Below are 17,763 nucleotides of genomic sequence, written 5' to 3'. Positions count from 1 at the left end.
GGCGTTGATCACAGCTCCGTGCGCAAGCGCCAGATCTCCGGAAACAGCACCACGTCGAGCATCTTGCGCAGGTAGCTCACGCCGCCGGTGCCGCCGGTGCCGCGCTTGAAGCCGATCACGCGCTCGACCGTGGTCACGTGGCGGAAGCGCCAGAGCCTGAAGGCGTCCTCGAGGTCGGTGAGCTTCTCGCCCAGCTGGTAGAGGTCCCAGTGATCGTGCGGCGCGCGGTAGACGGTGAGCCAGGCGGCTTCGACACCCTCGCTGGCCTCGTAGGGCTGGGTCCAGTCGCGTTCCAGGCGGTCGGCCGGCACCGGCAGGCCGCGCCGCGCGAGCAGGCGCAGCGACTCGTCGTAGAGCGACGGCGCGCGGTAGGCCGCATCGACCTGGGCCAGCAGGTCGGCGCGGTGGGCGTGCGGCTTGAGCATGGCGGCGTTCTTGTTGCCCAGCGCGAACTCGATGCAGCGGTACTGCGCGCTCTGGAAGCCGCTGGAGTTCGCGAGGTACGGGCGCATCGCGGTGTACTCGGGCGGCGTCATGGTCGAGAGCACGGTCCAGGCGCTGACCAGCTGTTCCATGATCCGGCTCACGCGCGCCAGCATCTTGAAGGCATCGGCCAACTGCTCGGTGGCGATGCAGCGCGTGGCCGCGTTGAGCTCGTGCAGCATGAGCTTCATCCAGAGCTCGCTGGTCTGGTGCTGCACGATGAACAGCATCTCGTCGTGCGCGGGCGAGAGCGGGTGCTGCGCGCCCAGGATCTCGTCGAGGTGCAGGTAGTCGCCGTAGCTCATCGAGGCGCTGAAATCGAGCTGCGCCTTTTCCTCGTGGACGATCTTTTCGGTGCCCTTCGTCATCAGGTCACCGCGTTCTTCTGGTTGAACTCGGGGCGTTGCCACTCGTCCTGCTCGAGCACCTGCACCAGATGCTCGACCGCCTGCCACACGTCCTCGAAGCGCAGGTACAGCGGCGTGAAGCCGAAGCGCAGGATGTCGGGCACCTGGGCGTCGCCGGCGCGGAAGTCGCCGATCACGCCGCGCGCGATCAGGGCCTGCACGATCGCATAGGCGCTGGCGCTGTTCGCGTCCTGCAGCGCCAGGCAGACCTGCGAGCCGCGCTGTGCATGCGCGCGCGGCGTGACCAGCGTGAAGCGTCCGGGGCAGCGCGCCTCGACCAGCGCGATGAAGGCATCGGTCAGCGCCAGCGACTTGGCGCGCAGCGCCGACATCGCGCCCGCCTCGCCGTCGAAGGCCTCGGCGGCCAGCACGGTGTCGAGCCCGCACTCGAGCGCCGACAGGCTCACGATGGGCTGCGTGCCGCACAGGTAGCGGCCCACGCCCGGCGCCGGCCGGTAGTGCGGCGTGAATTCGAAGGGCGCGGCATGGCCCCACCAACCCGACAGCGGCTGCTCGAAGCGGCCCGCGTGCCGCGTGTGGACCCACACGAAGGCCGGCGCGCCGGGGCCGCCGTTCAAGTACTTGTAGCCGCAGCCGATGGCGTAGTCGGCATCGCTGTCGTTGAGCGCGACCGGCACCGCGCCCGCGCTGTGCGCCAGGTCCCAGACGGTCAGCGCGCCCACCGCATGCGCGGCGGCCGTGACGGCCTTCATGTCGTGCATCGCGCCGGTGCGGTAGTTGACGTGCGTGAGCATCAGCACCGCGACCTCGGAGGTCAGCGCGGCGGGCAGCGCATCGACGCTGTCGATCAGGCGCAGCGTGAAGCCGCGCTCGCGGCACAGCGACTCGGCGATGTAGAGGTCGGTGGGGAAGTTGCTGCGTTCGCTGACCACGGTGCGGCGCGCGTCGTCGCCATATTCGAGCACCTGGCTCATGGCGGCGAACAGCACCTTGTAGAGGTTGATCGAGGTGCTGTCGGTGCACACCACCTCGCCGGGCGCGGCGCCGATCAGCCGGGCCAGCTTGTCGCCCAGGCGCTGCGGCAGGTCGAACCAGCTGGCGCTGTTCCAGGAGCGGATCAGGCCCTGGCCCCATTCCTCGGCCACCACCGCGGCGATGCGCGCGGGCGCGGCCGCGGGCAGCACGCCCAGCGAGTTGCCGTCGAGGTAGATCACGTCGGCGGGCAGCGTGAATTGGGCGCGCAGTTCGCGCAGCGGGTCGGCGCGGTCGAGGGCGCGGCAGTCGTCGAGGGTCATGGAGGTTTTCATGGGTTCAGAGGCTGCGCAGGACTGCGCGCACAGGGGAGGCATCGGCGCTGACCAGCTTGAGCGGCAGCGCGATGAGTTCGTAGTCGCCCTCGGGCACCGCGTCGAGCACGAGGTTTTCGAGCACGCGCAGGTCGAGCCGGCGGATCACCTGGTGGCTGTCCAGCGTCTTGCTGTCGGCCGGGTCGATGCTGGCGGTGTCGATGCCCACCAGCGTCACGCCCAGCGCGGCCAGGCGCTCGATGGTGGCGGGCGCGTAGGCGGCGAGGGCGCCGTCCCAGTGGTCGACCGGTGCCCGCGCATAGGTGCGCACCAGCACGCGCGGCGGCAGGTCGGCCAGCGCGTGTTCGAGGTGCGCCCATTCGATCAGCGGGCCCCGGGCGATCGCATGGATCACGCGGCAGCGGCCCAGGTAGGGCGCGAGGTCGACGTGGCCGATGGTGGCGCCCTCGGGGTCGTAGTGCAGCGGGGCGTCGGCATGCGCGCCGACATGCGGCGACAGGCCGATCTCGCTCACGTTGACCGGGCAGCCCGGGCCGATGCGCGCGGCCCAGCGCTGGCGGTAGGGCGTGTCGCCGGGAAAGACCGGCGCGCCCTCGTACACGGGGGGAGAGATGTCCCAGATTCTTTTGGCTTGACTCATGGGCGCCAAAGTTAGCGCCGCGCGATGGGTCGTGGTGTCGGTTATTTCCAACGCTGAACGAAAAGCGCCGTGTCAGAGCGTTGCGCTCGGCGCCGGGTACTCGTCGTGCAGCCGCTGCCAGCTGTAGGTCGGGTCCTGGGGCCAGCCGGGCGGCGAGACCTCCCAGCTTTCCTGCCGGCCCCAGGGCGTGAGGTCGAGCAGGTTGAAGGTGTTGCTGGCCTGCTCGACGCCGCGCCCCGAAGTGAACCAGGTCTGGAACACGCGCGGGCCCTGGCGCATGAACACCGACAGGCCGAAAGCCGCGTTGTCCTGCGCGGTCACGAAGTCCTCGTGGAAGGTCGTGCCTTCGCACGACACCCAGGGGAAGGTCCAGCCCAGCCGCGCCTTGACCGCTTCGATGCGCGCCACGCCCGCGCGCGCCACCATCACGAAGTTCGTGTCGCGCGCATGCAGGTGAGAGAAGTCGTTCATCAGGTTGTCGCTGACGAAGGAGCAGCCCGGGCAGATGTGGCTCTCGGTGAGCATGTTGTGATAGACGATGAGCTGGTCGCGGCCCTCGAACAGGTCGATCAGGTGCAGGTCGGAGCGCGTGGTCGAGGCGAACACGTAGTCGCGCGTGATCTCGGTCATCGGCAGGCGCCGTCGTCGCGCGTTGAGCGCATCGTGCGCGCGGGTCAGTTCCTTCTCCGCCTTGAGCAGTTCGTCGCGCGCCGCCTGCCAGGTCGGGCGCGGGACGATGTCCGGGTATGCCATGGTCGTGCCTCCAGGTTTGTGGACAGAGTACACATATCGGCAGGGGCGGTAAAGGCGAAGCGAAAAACCCTGCTCAAAGGAGCGTCTCGATGCGCCGGGCGCACTGCAGCACGCGCGCGTCCTCGTAGCAGGGCGCCACCACCTGCAGCCCGACCGGCAAGCCGCGCACTTCGCCCGCCGGCACCGAGCAGGCCGGCACGCCGCAGTAGTTGAACAGCGGCGTGAAGGCCGCATGGCCGCGCGGCCCCGCGGGTTTCCCGCCGATCGTGGGCGGGCCCAGCAGGGCGAGCGGCCAGGCCGTGACCGGCGCGGTGGGGCACAGCAGCACGTCGAAGGATTCGAAGAAGCGCGCGAGGCTGGCGCCGATGCGCTGCCGCAGGCGCAGCGCGCGCGCCACGTCGGCCGAGGTGACCCGGGCGCCGGCCTCGATCTGCTGCACCAGCACCGGGTCGATGCGTTCGCGTTCCTCGGCCAGCCGGTGGCCGTAGAGCGCGTGCAGGCCGGCCTGCTGCAGCGCGAGCAAGGGGTACTCGCGCGCTTCGCGGGGCCAGGGCGGGTCGGCATCGGCGATCCGCCAGCCCGCGGCGCGCAAGGCATCGATGCGCGACTGGAGTGCCGCCAACACGTCGGCGTCGATCGCGAAGTCGCAACCCAGCTGCGGGCTCCAGGCGACGCGCAGGCCCTCGGGCAGCGGCGCGTCGAGCGACGGCGAGGCATCGAGGCCGACGCCGATCGGCACGCCCGCCGGGTCGCCCGCGTCGTAGGCCAGCAGCTGGTCGTAGAGCCAGGCGCCGTCGGCCACGCTGCGTGCCATCACGCCGATCACCGACAGGCCGTAGTTGGGCTCGGCAAAACCCCAGGGGTGCGGGATCAGCCCGGGGCTGGGCTTGAAGCCCACCAGCCCGCAATGCGCCGCGGGCCGGCGCGTGGAGCCGCCCGCGTCGGTGCCCAGCGCGAGCAGGCCTAGGCCGGCGGCCAGCGCCGACACCGCGCCGCCCGAGGAGCCGCCGGGCGTGAGCGTCGGATCGATCGGGTGCCGCGTCGCGCCGTACAGCAGGTTGGAGGTCACGCCCTTGCAGGCGAACTCCGAGCAGTTGGTGATGCCCAGCACCACCGCGCCGCGCGCGCGCAGCCGCGCCACGGCCCAGGCATCGCGCGGCGCGATGAAATCCTCGAACAGCCGCGAGCCCTGCGCGATGTGCCGGCCCTCGACCCAGAGGTTGTCCTTGACGGTGAAGGGCACGCCGGCCATCGGCAGCGTCTCGCCGGACGCGTGGCGGCGCTCGACCGCGGCCGCGTCGTCCAGCACCTGCCGCGCATCGAACTGCACGATGGCGTTGAGCGCGGGGTTGAGCCGCTCGACGCGATCGATGAAGTGGCGCGCCACCTCGGTCGCTCGCAGCGCGCCGGCCCCGATGCGCACCGCCAGCTCGCGTGCGCCCATCTCGTGCAGGGGCGCTTCCATCACGCGGACTCCGCGGGCACGTTCGCGAGCCAGTGGCGCGCGATCTGCTCGCGCGTGGCGCACCAGGCGCCGCCGCGCTGCGCGATGTGCGCGAGCAGCGTGGCGAGGCCGTTGATGCGACCGGGCCGGCCGATGATGCGGGTGTGCAGGCCGATCGACAGCATGCGCGGCGCGTGCCGCGACTCGGCCAGCAGGCAGTCGAAGGCATCGATCGCGTAGTCGGCGAAGTCGCTGCCGCGCACATAGGCGAAGTTGTCGAAGAAGCGCATGTCGTTGGTGTCGAAGGCATAGGGCAGCACCAGGTGCGGCCGGCCGGCCGCCTGCACGTAGTAGGGCAGGTCGTCGTTGTAGGCGTCGCTGTCATAGAGAAAGCCGCCGTGTTCGGCCAGCAGCCGGCGCGTGTTCACCGAGGCCGAGGACTTGGTGTGCCAGCCCACGGGCGCGCGGCCGTGCAGCCGGCGGATGCTCTCGACGCAGCGCGCGATCAGCGCGCGCTCGTCGACCTCGGCCATGCCCGCATGCGATTCCCAGCGCCAGCCGTGGCAACAGACCTCGAAGCCCTGCTGCGCGGCATCGCTCGCAATCCAGGGCGTGGCCTCGAGCGCACGCGCGCAGGCGTTGAGCGTGAGCGGCACGCCGGCGTCGCTCAGCATGCGCGTGATGCGCCCGTAGCCCACGCGCGCGCCGTACTCGAACTGGCTCTCCATGCAGAGGTCGGGTGCCCCCACCACCTCGTGGTTGACCTCGTGGCGGCTCTCGTTGCGCGCATCGCCCGCGCTCAGCGCGAGCTCGGCGCCTTCTTCGACGTTGAGCACGAAGGACACGGCCAGGCCCGCATCCCCGGGCCACCGCAGGGCCGGGTAGTTCCCGCGGTAGCCCGCGAAGTCGCGCGACGTGCTCATGCGAGCCTCGCCGCGAAGGTGTCGGGCGCGATGGCCGTGGCCAGGCCCTCGCGGTGGATGCGCTCCACCGCCGCGAGCACCGGCGCCATCTGGGCCTCGGCCTGCGCGTAGCGCGGCGCCAGGTCCTGGAACTCGCGTTCGATCTCGCGCAGCAGCGCGGCCTCGTCGACACGCGTGAGCTGGCCGCCCTCGATCGCGACTTCGCCTGCGACCATCGAGAAGTCCAGGCCCGCGCCGCGCTCGGCATAGACCAGCTGGCGCACCGGATCGTTGAAGGGCGTGAACGTGACGCTGTCGGTGCGGTAGGCCACCAGGTCGGCGATGGCGCCCACGCGCAGCGAGCCCAGCGCCTCGCCGAAGCCCAGCGCGCGGCCGCCCGCGAGCGTGCCGGCGTGCAGCGCCTCGTGCGCCGACAGCCAGCGCCTGTGGTCGTCGCCGCGCAGCTTCGACACCGCGGCTGCGCTGCCGAGCACGTTGAGCATGTTCACCGTCACGGTCGAGCAGCTGCCGTCGGAGCCCAGGCTCACGTTGACGCCGGCGTCGAGCAGTTCGCGCACCGGCTGCACGCCCGAGCCCAGCAGCAGGTTGCTCCAGGGGTTGTGCTGCGCGGTGGCGCCGCTGCGGGCCAGTGCGTCGATCTCGCGCGGGTTGAGCCACACCGCGTGGATCAGGCTGGTGGCCGGCTTCAGGAAGCCGATGCGGTCCAGGTACTCGACGATCGGGCAGCCGAAGAAGAGCTGGCCCGTGACCACCTGCAGCCGCGTCTCCTGCACATGCGTGATCACCGGCAGCGCAAGGTCGTCGGCCAGGCCGCGCACGGCCTGCAGGAAGCCCTCGGTGCAGCGCTGCGGCGCCGAGGCCGACACCAGCACGCCCACGCGCTTCGACTGCGGATGGCGCGTGCGGGCGAGTTCGCGCACCAGCGCCAACTGGTCTTCGGGCGCGGGCCGCGCGGCCGCGCGCAGCTCGGCCGCGAGCTCGGCGGGAAAGTGCTTCTCGACGAAGGGGAAGTTGTCGACGATGGGCTTGTCCATCATCGCGAAGCCCACCAGCGCGCGGATGCCGGCGTCGTCGTAGGCCTGCAGCGCGGCCTCGATGCGCGCGCGGTCGATCGCGCCGCCCAGGGCGGTGTCGTCGACCAGCGTGGTGCAGCCGGTGCGCAGCGACTCGATCGCGCCGATCATCGTGCGCAGGTAGACCTGGCGCGGCGTCAGCGCGACGGGCGTGCGGGTGCGCACCAGGTGCATCCACAGCTCCAGCGGCAGGTTCTCGGTGCGCCCGCGCTGGAAGTGCTCGTGCGAATGCTGGTGGCCGTTGACCAGGCCGGGCACCAGCAGGCGGTCGCTCAGGTCGATCGCGTCGTCGGCATCGGCCAGCGTGCCGGCGGCCTCGATCGCGACGATGCGGTCGCCCTCGACCATCACGTCGAGCGGGCGCGGGTCGAAGGCCAGCGCGTCGCCCAGCAGGGCGCGCGCGTGGCGCAGAAGGGTGCGTTTCTTGCTCATGGACAAGCTCCTGGATTTGCTGTGAACGGACGACCGCCATGAACGACACGACGAACGAAGACGATGTGCGCTGGATGCAGCTGGCGCTGGACGAGGCGCGCGAGGCTTATGCGCGCGGCGACTGGCCCACGGGCGCGGTGCTGGTGAAGGACGGTCGATTGCTCGGACGCGGCCAGAACCGGCAGGTCACGCGCGGCGACGTCACGGCCCATGCCGAGCCCGAGGCCCTGCGCGATGCCTTCGCGCAGCACGGCCCCGAGGCCGCGCAGGGCGCGACGCTCTACTGCACGATGGAGCCCTGCCCGATGTGCGCGGGCGCGCTCAAGCTGGGCGGCGTGCAAACGCTGGTGCTGGGCCTGCGCCATGCGCGGCTGCAGCGCGCGGACCTGGGCGACTACGGCATCGAGGCCTTCTGCCGCCTGACCGGTTTCGCGCTCGCGCTGCGCGACGGCGTCTGCGAGGCCGAGTCCCTGGCGCTGCGGCTGCGCTGGGGCGGCGACCGCGTGCGGCCCTGACATCGCAGGCATCAGCGGAAGTGGCGCGAGATACCCGCCACGCGCTCCATCACCACCATCAGCACCAGCGTGGCCGCGATCAGCACGCCCGACACCGCGGCGGCGCGCACGTCGAGGTTGGATTCGATGATGTGCCACATGCGGATCGGCAGCACCTCGCTGCGCGCGTCCGACAGGAACAGCGACACCGCCACGTTGTCGAAGGAGTACATGAAGCCGATGAAGGCGCCGGCCGCGATGCCGCGCGCGATCAGCGGCAGCGTCACGGTGCGGAACACGTAGAGCGGCGAGGCGCCCAGCGAATGCGCGCTCTCGAGCAGGCTGCCGTCCATCTGCAGCAGGCTGGCCGAGGTGGTGCGCAGGATGTAGGGCGTGGTGATGGCCACGTGGCCGATCACCAGCGTCCAGAACGACAGGCCGGTGCCCGCCAGGTTGAACAGCATCAGCAGCGACAGGCCGATGGCCAGCGCGGGCAGCATCAGCGGCGACAGCAGCACCGACTCGGCCACGCGCGCCCAGGCCTCGCGCCGGCGGGCCAGCGCCAGCGCCGCGGCCACGGCCAGCACGATCGACACGCCGGTGGCGATGGCCGCGAGCTTGAGCGACAGCACGAAGGCGTCGATGAGCTCTGGCGATTCGTTCCACAGCGCCGCATACCAGCGGCTCGAGTAGCCGGGCGGCGGAAACTTGAGCGAGTAGCCGCTGGTGAAGGAGGTGATCAGCACCACCACCGTGGGTGCCAACAGCAGCACCCCCGCGAACAGGCCCAAGAGGCCGAACACGGCCCAGAAGGAGCGCCGCTCGACCAGTCCGCGCAGCGATTCGGCGGCCCGCGGGGTGAGGGAGGGCACGCGCGGCGTGCCCGAGACGAAGGCTTCAGCCATGGACGAACCCCTTGCTGCGCCGACCGAGCGCATTGATGGCGACCACCACCGCCAGCACGCACACCAGCAGCAGCATGGCGATGGCGGCCGCGAACGGATAGTTGTTGGCCTGGATGGCCTGCTGGTACATGTAGTAGGGCATGAACATCTGCTGCCCGCCGCCCACCAGGGTCTGCGTGACGAAGGCGCTCACGCTGGAGGCGAACACCAGCAGCGAACCCGCGAGCAGGCCCGGCATCGACAGCGGCAGCGTGACCTGCCAGAAGGTGCGCCAGTGGCCCGCGCCCAGCGCGAGCGAGGCCTGCCGCAGGTTGGCGTCGACGTTCATCAGTGCGGTGATCAGCGGCAGCACCATCAGCGGCAGCTCGATCTGCGCCAGCGCGACCGCCACCGCGCCGGGTGTGTAGAGCAGCTTGATCGGCTCGGCGATCAGGCCCAGGTCGAGCAGCGCGGTGTTGAGGATGCCCTGGCGCCCGAGGATCACGACCCAGGCGAAGGTGCGCACCACCGAGCTGGTCAGGAGCGGCAGGATGATCAGCAGCATCAGCGGGCCCTGCCAGCGGCCCGGTGCCTGGGTGTAGAGGTAGGCCAGCGGGAAGCCGATGACGATCGTCAGCACCGTGACCTCGAGGCCCAGCCACAGCGTGTTGCCCAGCACCGCGAGGTTGAAGCCGTCGCCCAGGAACTTGGCGTACTGGCCGAAGCCCGCCTGCGTCATCTCGGGGTCGTTGTGCAGGCTGACCCAGGCCAGCAGCAGCATCGGCGCCAGCACGAAGGCGACGAAGAAAAGGCCCAGGGGCAGGCTCAGCGGCAGCGCGGAAGCCGAGCGCGCGGTGGAGGCGTTGGCAGCCATCGCGTCAGCCCGCGAAGACGCCGGCCGGCGAGCCCGGGCGCAGGCTCAGGCCCACGCGGTCGCCGGCCGCATAGCGGTGCAGTTCGGCATTGCGCGGCTGCGTGACCTTGACCGTGCGGCCATTGCCCAGCAGCAGCTCGTAGACCAGCGAGGGGCCCAGCGGCAGCACCATCTCGACCGTGGCCGCCAGCGCGCCCTCGGACGGCGCGGCCAGCGCCAGGTGCTCGGGCCGGGCCGCGACCACCACCGCGCCGCTGCGCGAGCAGGGCGCGGCGCGCTCGAGCGCCAGCGCGCCGCCGCCTTCGCAGGCCACCGAGAAGCCGCCCTGTTCGCCCGCGGCCAGGCGGCCCGCCAGCAGGTTGGCGGTGCCGATGAAGGTCGCGACGAAGAGGGTGGCGGGCCGGTCGTAGATGGCCTCGGGCGTGTCGAACTGCTCGACGCGCCCGGCATGCATCACCGCGATGCGGTCGGCCATCGACATCGCTTCGTCCTGGTCGTGCGTGACCAGCAGGGTGGTGATGCCGAGCTCGCGCTGGATGCGCTTGATCTCGATCTGCATGTCCAGCCGCAGGTTCTTGTCGAGCGCGGCGAAGGGCTCGTCGAGCAGCAGCACCCGCGGCCGCACGGCCAGCGTGCGGGCCAGCGCCACGCGCTGCTGCTGGCCGCCCGAGAGTTCGCGCGGGTAGCGCTGGCCGTAGTCGGCCATGCGCACCATCGCCAGCATCTCGCGTGCCGTGGCGCGCGCGGCCCCGGCATCGACGCCGCGTGCGCGCAGGCCGTAGGCCACATTGGCCTCCACCGTCATGTGCGGGAACAGCGCGTAGTTCTGGAACACGATGCCCGCGCCACGCTCGTTGGTGGGCAATGCGTCGACGATCTCGGTGCCGATGCGCACCGTGCCGCCGGTCTGGCGCAGCAGGCCCGCCACCACCCGCAGCAGCGTGGTCTTGCCGCAGCCGCTGGGGCCCAGCAGCGCCACCAGTTCGCCCGCGGGAATGGCCAGCGACACCGACTCGACCGCGGTGGCACCGGCGTAGCGGTGATGGATCTGGTCGAGGACGACATCGACGCCGGGCGCGCGAACGGGACTTTGCATGCGGGTGAAGGCCAGCTGGTGCGACGTCGGAATGACGTCGCGATGCGGTTCACGTCTCAAGAAGCGTGCCATGCAGTGCCGGCGCAATGGCGGTCGGTGCTGGCCACAAAGGCTTTAAGAATTGGCGCCAATGTCGGAAGAACTTGTGCACAGATGGTGCGCCTCGTTCCATGTTGGCGCATGCGGCCGCACCGCCATGGGGGTTGCGCATGCGGCGCCAGGCGCGGGCCGGGGAGGGCACGGCGTGGCACAAAGATTGCGCTGCAGTGCCGAGCCTGGATCGCAGGCGTTGCCGCACCACCCCAAGGAATTCGCACCATGAGCACCTCCAGCACCCCCTTGTCCCGCCGCCAGCTGCTGCAAGGCGCGGCCGGCCTCGGCGCTGCCCACCTGGCCGCCCACACCGGCCTCGTGCATGCGCAATCGCGTTCGATCTCGGCCACCACCTATCCCGGCGCCTGGGAGTCGGCGCATCGCGCGATCCTGCTGCCGGCCTTCGCCAAGGCCACGGGCGCCTCGACCAACCTGGTGTCCTCGCTGGCGGTCGACACGGTGTCGAAGCTCGTGGCCTCCAAGGCCAACCCGCCCTACGACGTGATCATCCTGGACGAAGGCCCCTACCTGGCCGCGCTGTCGCAGGACATCTTCGAGAAGGTGCCGGTCGACAAGATGCCCTACCTGAAGGACGTGCCTTCCAAGCTGGTCGACCCGCGCGGCCTGGGCGTGTTCGTGTCGGGCCAGATCATCGGCATCGCCTACAACACCGAGAAGATCAAGAACCCGCCGCGCTCGTGGAACGACCTGCTCAAGCCCGAGTACAAGGGCCGCGTGGGCCTGGCGGGCATGGGCTCGACGCTGATGTCGGCCTGGATGGTCGAGATCGCGCGCCTCAACGGCGGCAGCGAGGAGAACCTCGAGCCGGCCTTCGCCTTCGTCAAGAAGCTCATGCCCAACGTGAGCGCGGTGGCCAGCAACCCGGGCTCGCTCGCCACGCTGTTCCAGCAGGGCCAGATCGACATCTCGGTCCACTACAACAACAACGTGGGCGACCTGCAGGGCAAGGGCGTGCCCGTCGCGCTGGCCAAGCCGGACACCGGCTGGATCCACATCAAGAGCGTGATGCACATCGTGAAGAACACCAAGAACCCGGACCTGGCCGCGGCGTACATCAACGCCGCATTGAGCCCCGAGGTGCAGACCCGCATGGCCGCCGCACCGTACTTCGTGGCGCCCGTGAGTTCCAAGGCCGTGTTCAGCGAAGGGCTGCAGGCCTATGCGAAGAACACCGCCGACATCGAAGCGATGAATGGCGTCGACTGGGCCAAGCTCAACCCGCGCCGCGCCGAGTACATCGACCGCTTCAACCGCGAAGTGAAAGTCTGACCGCATGAAGCGTGTACTGCTGGGCATGCTCACGCCCTCGTCCAACACCGCGCTGGAGCCGCTGACCTCGGCCATGGTCGCGGGCCTGCCCGAGGTGTCGGCGCACTTCGCGCGCTTCCGCGTGACCGAGATCTCGCTGCGTAGCCAGGCGCTGGGCCAGTTCGACATCGCGCCGATCCTCGAGGCCGCGCGGCTGCTGGCCGATGCGCGCGTCGACGTGATCGCCTGGAACGGCACGTCCTCGGGCTGGCTCGGCTTCGAGACCGACGAGGCGCTGTGCGCGCGCATCACCGCCGAGACGGGCATCCCGGCCTGCACCTCGGTGCTGGCCTTCAACGAGGCGATGGCGATGTCGGGCCGAAAGCGCTTCGCGCTCGCCACGCCCTACCTGGCCGATGTGCAGGCGCGCATCGTCGCCAACTACCGCGCCAGCGGCTACGACTGTGTCGCAGAGCGGCACCTGGGCCGCCACGTGAACTTCGAGTTCGCCGAGGTCACGACCGAGGAGATCCGCGCCATGGTGCGCGAACTCGCGACCGCGTCGCCGCAGTGCATCTCCACCTTCTGCACCAACCTGCGCGCGGCGCGGCTGGTGCCGGCGCTCGAAGCCGAGCTCGGCATCCCTGTGTACGACACGGTCAGCACCGCGGTGTGGAAGGCGCTGCGCCTGTGCGGCGTCGACACGCGGCGGGTCGAGGGCTGGGGCAGCCTGTTCACCGAACTGCATGGCCTGCACTGAGGCCTGCACGGAGCAGTCCGCCTCTGGGTACCATCCGAGCGTTCCCCGCTTTTCCTTTCGCACGCAAGCCCACACCATGGCCTCTTCCACCCCCCGGCGCGCGGCCAAGCCGGCCGCGAAGGCCGCGTCCAAGGCCGACATCTACGAGCGCATCTACGAGGCCGTGGTCGAGCACCGGCTGCTGCCCGGCACCAAGCTGTCGGAGGAACGCGTGGCCGAGCTGTTCGCGGTCAGCCGCACGCAGGTGCGCGGCGTGCTGCAGCGGCTGGCGGTCGAGCAGCTGGTCACGCTGATCCCCAACCGCGGCGCCTTCGTCACCACGCCCAGCGTCGACGAGGCGCACGACGTGCTCGAGGTGCGGCGCACGCTCGAGCCGGCGATCGTGCTGCGGCTCATCGACCGCATCGCCGAGGGCAAGGCGCCCACCGCCGTCAAGCAACTGCGCGCGCTGCTCAAGCGCGAGCAGCAGGCCCACGCCAGCGGCGACCGTCGTGCGGCGGTGCGGCTGTCGGGCGAGTTCCACGTGCAGCTCGCGCAGCTCTCGGGCAGCAGCATCATGGCGCGCATGATGCGCGAGCTCACGCCGCTGACCTGCCTCGCGATCCTGACCTTCGAGGCGCCCACGGTGGCCGCCTGTCCCAACGACGAGCACGCGCTGCTGATCGACGCCATCGAGGCCGGCCAGAAGAAGGCCGCGGTCTCGCTCATGACCGAGCACCTGCACCATATCGAGCGCTCGCTCAACCTGCACGAGCGGGAGGAGCCGGAGATCGACCTGGCGGAGGCGCTGCTGGGTTGAAGGGGCCTAGGTTGCGGGCAGGGCATCGGCCTGCCCCCACAGCGTCTTCAGCTGCGCGACGAACCACTGGCCCGCGGGCCCGGGCGGCTGCGCGGCGCGATGCCAGGCCGACATCGGGAGGATGAAGCCCGAGCGCGGCATGTCGTCGACGTCCAGCACGACCAGGGCGCCGGCCGCGATGTCCTGCGCCACCATGTGCAGGGGCATGCCGCCCCAACCCACGCCGTCCTTGAGGAAGGCATGCTTGGTCGACAGGTCCGCCAGGCGCCAGGTCGATGGCGAGGCCACGGCGAATTCGCGGCCGGCGGTGAGATCGGAGCGGTCGGTCAGCACCAGCTGCACATGCCGGGCGAGCTCGCGCCGCGGGATGCGGCGGCCGAAGCGCGCCAGCGGATGGCCGGCCGCGGCCACCGCCAGCAGCGGCACCTCGCCCAGCCGCTCGCTCGCCAGCGAGGGGAAGGCCTGCGGCAGCGGCGGCAGGATGCCCAGGCTGCAGCGGCCGTCGAGCACGGGCTGGTAGGCCGCGCCCAGGCCCTCGACGAAGAGGCGCAGCGGCGTCAGCGGGAAGTGGCGCGCGAAGGCCTTCGCGACCGCGCTGACCACGGCGGTCGGGAAGAACACGTCGACCACGACCGCGAGTTCGGCCTCGACGCCCGAGGTCATGAGCCGCGCCCGCGCCTTGAGCGCGTCCACGCCCGCCACGATGTCGCGCGCATCCGCGAGCAGCAAGGCGCCCTCCGCCGTGAGTTGGGGGAAGCGGCCCGAGCGGTCGAAGAGCGTGACGCCGATCTGGCCTTCCAGCCCGCCGATCCAGCCGCTGACCGCGGACTGCACGCGGTTGAGCTTGCGCGCGGCGGCCGAGAAGCTGCCTTCGTCCACCGCGCTGATGAAGGTGCGGAGCTGGTCCAGGGAGACGCCATCGAGCATGCGGATGTCCTTCCATCTCTGAGACAGATGGTTTGAATCTCAATATATCGGCTTCTCAGAAGTGTCGTGGATCCCCACCATTCGATCTCAAGCTGCAAGACACGCCGACGACGCGAAGAGACCCTTCGCATGGCCGCTTGCATGCACGGTTGTCTCACCAAGGAATCCCATGACTTACTCGATCATCGGCACCGGCGCTGTCGGCTCCGCGCTGGCCCGCCACTTCGCCCGCAGCGGCATTGCCGTGGGCATCGCGAACACCCGCCAGCCGGGCACCCTCGCGGCCACGGCGCAGGCGCATGGCGACACGGTCGTGCCGCTGACGCTGCAGGAAGCGCTGCAGGCCGACGTCGTCATCCTGGCCGTGCCCTTCGGCGCGCACGCTGGCATCGCGGCGGCGCTGCCGCGCTGGGACGGCAAGGTGGTCGTCGACGCGATGAACACCTACGGCATCACGGCGGCGGAGCTGGGCGACCGGCCTTCGACCGAGGTCGTCGCCTCCGCCTTCAAGGGCGCGAAGGTGGTCAAGGCCTTCAACCAGCTGCCGGCGCACCTGCTGGCGCAGGACCCGGCGGCGAACGGCGGGCGCCGCGTGATGTTCGTGTCCAGCAACGACGCGGAGGCCGAGGCCGCCATCGCCGGCCTGGCCGGCGAACTCGGCTTCGCGCCGATCGGGCTGGGCCAGCTCGACGAAGGCGGGCGGCTGATCGCCTTCGGCGGCGCGGGCCAGGGCGGGCCGCTGGTGCTGCAGAACCTCGTGCGGCACGGCTGACAAGGCCACCGCTGCCTGCCCGCTTCATTCCCCGTTTTTTTCTTTCTTTCTTTCAAAGGTATTCCATGTCCACACTCGCAGGAAAGACCGCCGTCATCAGTGGCGGCACGGGCGGCATCGGCCTGGCCATCGCCCAGCGCTTCGCCGCCGAAGGCGCGCACGTCGTCATCTTCGGCCGCCGCCAGGCGCAGCTCGACGAGGCGGCCGCACGCATCGGGCGCAACGTCACCGCGATCCAGGCCGACGCGGCGAAGCTCGAGGACCTCGAGCGCGTCGCCTCGGTGGTCAAGGTCCAGCGGGGCGTGGTCGACGTCATCGTGTCGAACGCAGCCCTGGTGGAGCAGGTTCCGCTCGAGGCGGTCACGCCCGAGCACTTCGACCGGACCTTCGACCTCAACGCCCGCGCGCCGGTGTTCCTGGTGCAGAAGCTGCTGCCGCTGATGACCGGCGGCGGCTCCATCATCCTGGTCGCCTCGGCCATGCACCTGATGGGCATTCCGGGCCACACCACCTACGCCGCGACCAAGGCGGCCCTGCGCTCCTACGCCCGTACCTGGGCCGCGGAGTTCAAGGACCGCGGCATCCGCGTCAACACGCTGAGCCCGGGCGTCACCGACACCCCGATGCTGGACTCTCAGGCAACCAGCCCGGCCGAGCGCGAGGCGCTGGTGGCCATGTACCTGCGCATGATTCCGTACGGCCGGCTCGCGCAGCCGGAGGAAATGGCGAACGCGGCGCTGTTCCTCGCCTCCGACCAGAGCTCGTACATGACGGGGGCGGACCTGATGAACGACGGCGGGGTGGGCCAGGTCTGACACGGTCCAGGGACGCGCGAAAGGATTGGATACACAACGCGGCATGCCCATTGCTTCGGCAAAGGCATGGAACACCCCGAACACCCCACGGCCACCCACCTCTTCGACCTGTTGCTGCTCGACGCCATCGCGCTGACCGCGGACCCCGCCCGCCCCGAAATCCGGGGCAGCGCCATCGGCATCCGCGACGGCTGCATCACCTGGCTCGACGCGCAGCCGCCCGCGCACTACCAGGCCACGCGCACGCTGCGCCTGCCGGGCCACTTCGTCACGCCCGGCTTCGTCAACGTCCACACCCACGGCATCCTGACCATGGTCCGCGGCGTGGCGGCCGACCTGGGCTTCGCGCCTTCGTACACGCCGGGCATTCCCAAGGGCACGCAAGTCGACCCCGCGCAGGCGCGCGCGCTCGCGCGGCTGGGCGCGCTGGAGGCGCTCCTGTTCGGCTCGACCGTGATCGGCGACAACTTCGTGCATGCCGACGTCAGCACCGAGGCCGTGGTCGAACTCGGCGTGCGGCTGTGCCCGAGCTGGCGCATCCACGACGTGGACTTCGCGCGCGTGGCGCATGGCGACTGGCACCACGACCCGGCCATCGGCAGCCGGACGCTCGAAGCCGGCCTCGCGCTGCACGCACGCTGGGCCGGCCATCCGCGCGTGCGGGTCAACCTGGCGGCGCACGCGGTCGACACCTGCTCCGACGGCTTCCTCAAGGAAGTGGCGGCCGCCTCGGCGCTGCACGGCCTCACGGTGAGCACCCACCTGGGCCAGAGCCAGGTCGAGGTGCTGGAGGAGGTGGGCCTGCTCAACGAGCGGCTGATGGGCGGGCATTGCATCTACGTCACGCCATCGGACGCGCAGAAGATGGCCGCGGCCGGCGCGCACGCGGTGCACATCCCGAAGTGCAACGCCACCTCGGGCCGGCTCGCGCCCACGCCGATGCTGCAGCGCGCGGGCGTGAACATGGCGCTGGCCACCGACACGCAGCACGGCGACATGGTCGAGCTGATGCGCTGGGCGCTGGTCACGGCGCGGGTGCAGGAGGGCAAGGTCGACGACAGCTGGCAGCCGCACCATGTGTTCCACATGGCCACCATGGGCGGCGCCAAGGCGCTGGGCATGGCCGACACGCTGGGCAGCCTGGCCGTGGGCAAGGCGGCCGACCTGGTGGTGTTCGACGCCAACCGGCCGCACCTGCGCCCGCACGTCAACCCGCTGGGCAACCTGGTCCACACGGGCCAGGGCCGCGACGTGCGCATGGTGGTGGTGGCGGGCGAGGTGCTGGTCGAGGACGGGCGCCCGACGAAGGTCGACATGGAGGCCGTCTGCGCCGAGGCCGAGACGGCCTCGCGCGCGCTGTGGGGCGACGAGGGGCGGCGCTACTGGGAGTGAAGCCGCGGTGCATCGCGCACCATCGGCGGGAACTTTGTATCCAATCTGTGCGATGAATTGGCTTCGATGGCCAGAGGAAATGCCGCTATTCCCCGTGTTCCCCGGGGGAGAAGGTCGATAGGATGGATTGGATACAAAGCTGGCACGTCATTTGCTGAGCAAGGG

At 70.6% G+C, this 17,763-nt stretch carries 18 protein-coding genes; 7 read left to right on the top strand and 11 right to left on the bottom strand.

Annotated elements, in window-relative coordinates; all coding sequences use genetic code 11:
- Positions 1-8 precede the first annotated feature (8 nt).
- The 7 genes from kynA to QTI20_RS20660 all read right to left on the bottom strand — a co-directional run bounded on the left by kynA (position 9) and on the right by QTI20_RS20660 (position 7,423).
- Positions 9-851 (bottom strand): tryptophan 2,3-dioxygenase, encoded by an 843-nt coding sequence (kynA, locus tag QTI20_RS20690; RefSeq protein ID WP_286554640.1) that lies wholly within the window; start codon positions 849-851, stop codon positions 9-11.
- Complete coding sequence (gene kynU, locus QTI20_RS20685; protein WP_286554642.1) at positions 851-2,146, bottom strand: kynureninase; 1,296 nt, start codon at positions 2,144-2,146, stop codon at positions 851-853. Before kynU ends, kynA begins: the two co-directional genes overlap by 1 nt.
- Before the next feature lie 16 nt (positions 2,147-2,162).
- On the bottom strand, positions 2,163-2,798 hold the full coding sequence (gene kynB, locus QTI20_RS20680; RefSeq protein WP_286554643.1) for an arylformamidase: 636 nt from the start codon (positions 2,796-2,798) through the stop codon (positions 2,163-2,165).
- Positions 2,799-2,870: 72 nt separating this feature from the next.
- Entirely contained in the window at positions 2,871-3,551 is a 681-nt protein-coding gene (locus tag QTI20_RS20675) for a DUF899 domain-containing protein (protein WP_286554644.1), read from the bottom strand.
- Between the two features lie 73 nt (positions 3,552-3,624).
- Positions 3,625-5,016, bottom strand: a complete 1,392-nt coding sequence (locus QTI20_RS20670; RefSeq protein ID WP_286554645.1) for an amidase — start codon at positions 5,014-5,016, stop codon at positions 3,625-3,627.
- The gene (locus tag QTI20_RS20665; RefSeq protein WP_286554646.1) at positions 5,016-5,918 is read right to left on the bottom strand and encodes a polysaccharide deacetylase family protein; all 903 of its coding nucleotides are present in this window, start codon (positions 5,916-5,918) and stop codon (positions 5,016-5,018) included. The genes QTI20_RS20670 and QTI20_RS20665 overlap by 1 nt, the downstream gene beginning before the upstream one ends.
- Complete coding sequence (locus QTI20_RS20660; RefSeq protein WP_286554647.1) at positions 5,915-7,423, bottom strand: amidohydrolase family protein; 1,509 nt, start codon at positions 7,421-7,423, stop codon at positions 5,915-5,917. Before QTI20_RS20660 ends, QTI20_RS20665 begins: the two co-directional genes overlap by 4 nt.
- Before the next feature lie 38 nt (positions 7,424-7,461).
- Here QTI20_RS20660 and QTI20_RS20655 point away from each other — a divergent pair, with 38 nt between their 5' ends.
- Complete coding sequence (locus tag QTI20_RS20655) at positions 7,462-7,938, top strand: nucleoside deaminase (protein ID WP_286554649.1); 477 nt, start codon at positions 7,462-7,464, stop codon at positions 7,936-7,938.
- A gap of 11 nt (positions 7,939-7,949) precedes the next feature.
- Here the strand turns inward: QTI20_RS20655 and QTI20_RS20650 are convergent, their stop codons facing one another.
- From QTI20_RS20650 to QTI20_RS20640, 3 genes are read right to left on the bottom strand one after another with little or no spacing between them, the layout of a single operon-like run.
- The gene (locus tag QTI20_RS20650) at positions 7,950-8,822 is read right to left on the bottom strand and encodes an ABC transporter permease (RefSeq protein ID WP_286554660.1); all 873 of its coding nucleotides are present in this window, start codon (positions 8,820-8,822) and stop codon (positions 7,950-7,952) included.
- The gene (locus QTI20_RS20645; protein ID WP_286554662.1) at positions 8,815-9,675 is read right to left on the bottom strand and encodes an ABC transporter permease; all 861 of its coding nucleotides are present in this window, start codon (positions 9,673-9,675) and stop codon (positions 8,815-8,817) included. Before QTI20_RS20645 ends, QTI20_RS20650 begins: the two co-directional genes overlap by 8 nt.
- A 4-nt stretch (positions 9,676-9,679) precedes the next feature.
- Positions 9,680-10,771: an ABC transporter ATP-binding protein gene (locus QTI20_RS20640; protein WP_286554663.1), complete on the bottom strand. Its 1,092-nt coding sequence runs from the start codon at positions 10,769-10,771 to the stop codon at positions 9,680-9,682.
- A 318-nt stretch (positions 10,772-11,089) separates the two neighbouring features.
- Here QTI20_RS20640 and QTI20_RS20635 point away from each other — a divergent pair, with 318 nt between their 5' ends.
- The 3 genes from QTI20_RS20635 to QTI20_RS20625 all read left to right on the top strand — a co-directional run bounded on the left by QTI20_RS20635 (position 11,090) and on the right by QTI20_RS20625 (position 13,692).
- Positions 11,090-12,154: an ABC transporter substrate-binding protein gene (locus tag QTI20_RS20635; protein WP_183025557.1), complete on the top strand. Its 1,065-nt coding sequence runs from the start codon at positions 11,090-11,092 to the stop codon at positions 12,152-12,154.
- Positions 12,155-12,158: 4 nt separating this feature from the next.
- Positions 12,159-12,893, top strand: a complete 735-nt coding sequence (locus QTI20_RS20630) for a maleate cis-trans isomerase family protein (protein ID WP_286554665.1) — start codon at positions 12,159-12,161, stop codon at positions 12,891-12,893.
- A 76-nt stretch (positions 12,894-12,969) separates the two neighbouring features.
- The gene (locus QTI20_RS20625) at positions 12,970-13,692 is read left to right on the top strand and encodes a GntR family transcriptional regulator (protein ID WP_286554666.1); all 723 of its coding nucleotides are present in this window, start codon (positions 12,970-12,972) and stop codon (positions 13,690-13,692) included.
- A gap of 6 nt (positions 13,693-13,698) precedes the next feature.
- Here the strand turns inward: QTI20_RS20625 and QTI20_RS20620 are convergent, their stop codons facing one another.
- Positions 13,699-14,619, bottom strand: a complete 921-nt coding sequence (locus QTI20_RS20620; protein WP_286554667.1) for a LysR family transcriptional regulator — start codon at positions 14,617-14,619, stop codon at positions 13,699-13,701.
- 169 nt (positions 14,620-14,788) lie between these two features.
- Between QTI20_RS20620 and QTI20_RS20615 the strand changes: the two genes are divergently transcribed.
- The 3 genes from QTI20_RS20615 (at position 14,789) to QTI20_RS20605 (ending at position 17,598) form a co-directional block, all read left to right on the top strand.
- A complete protein-coding gene (locus QTI20_RS20615; protein ID WP_286554668.1) occupies positions 14,789-15,391 on the top strand; it encodes an NADPH-dependent F420 reductase in 603 nt (200 codons plus the stop codon).
- Positions 15,392-15,456: 65 nt separating this feature from the next.
- Entirely contained in the window at positions 15,457-16,206 is a 750-nt protein-coding gene (locus QTI20_RS20610; RefSeq protein ID WP_286554669.1) for an SDR family NAD(P)-dependent oxidoreductase, read from the top strand.
- A gap of 66 nt (positions 16,207-16,272) precedes the next feature.
- Entirely contained in the window at positions 16,273-17,598 is a 1,326-nt protein-coding gene (locus tag QTI20_RS20605; RefSeq protein WP_286554670.1) for an amidohydrolase family protein, read from the top strand.
- The last annotated feature ends 165 nt before the right edge of the window (positions 17,599-17,763 follow it).

The organism is Variovorax sp. J2P1-31 (genome assembly GCF_030317215.1).
Taxonomy (GTDB): domain Bacteria; phylum Pseudomonadota; class Gammaproteobacteria; order Burkholderiales; family Burkholderiaceae_C; genus Variovorax.
Note: the sequence above shows the minus strand (reverse complement) of the source record. Positions and strands in the feature narration are given on the sequence as shown.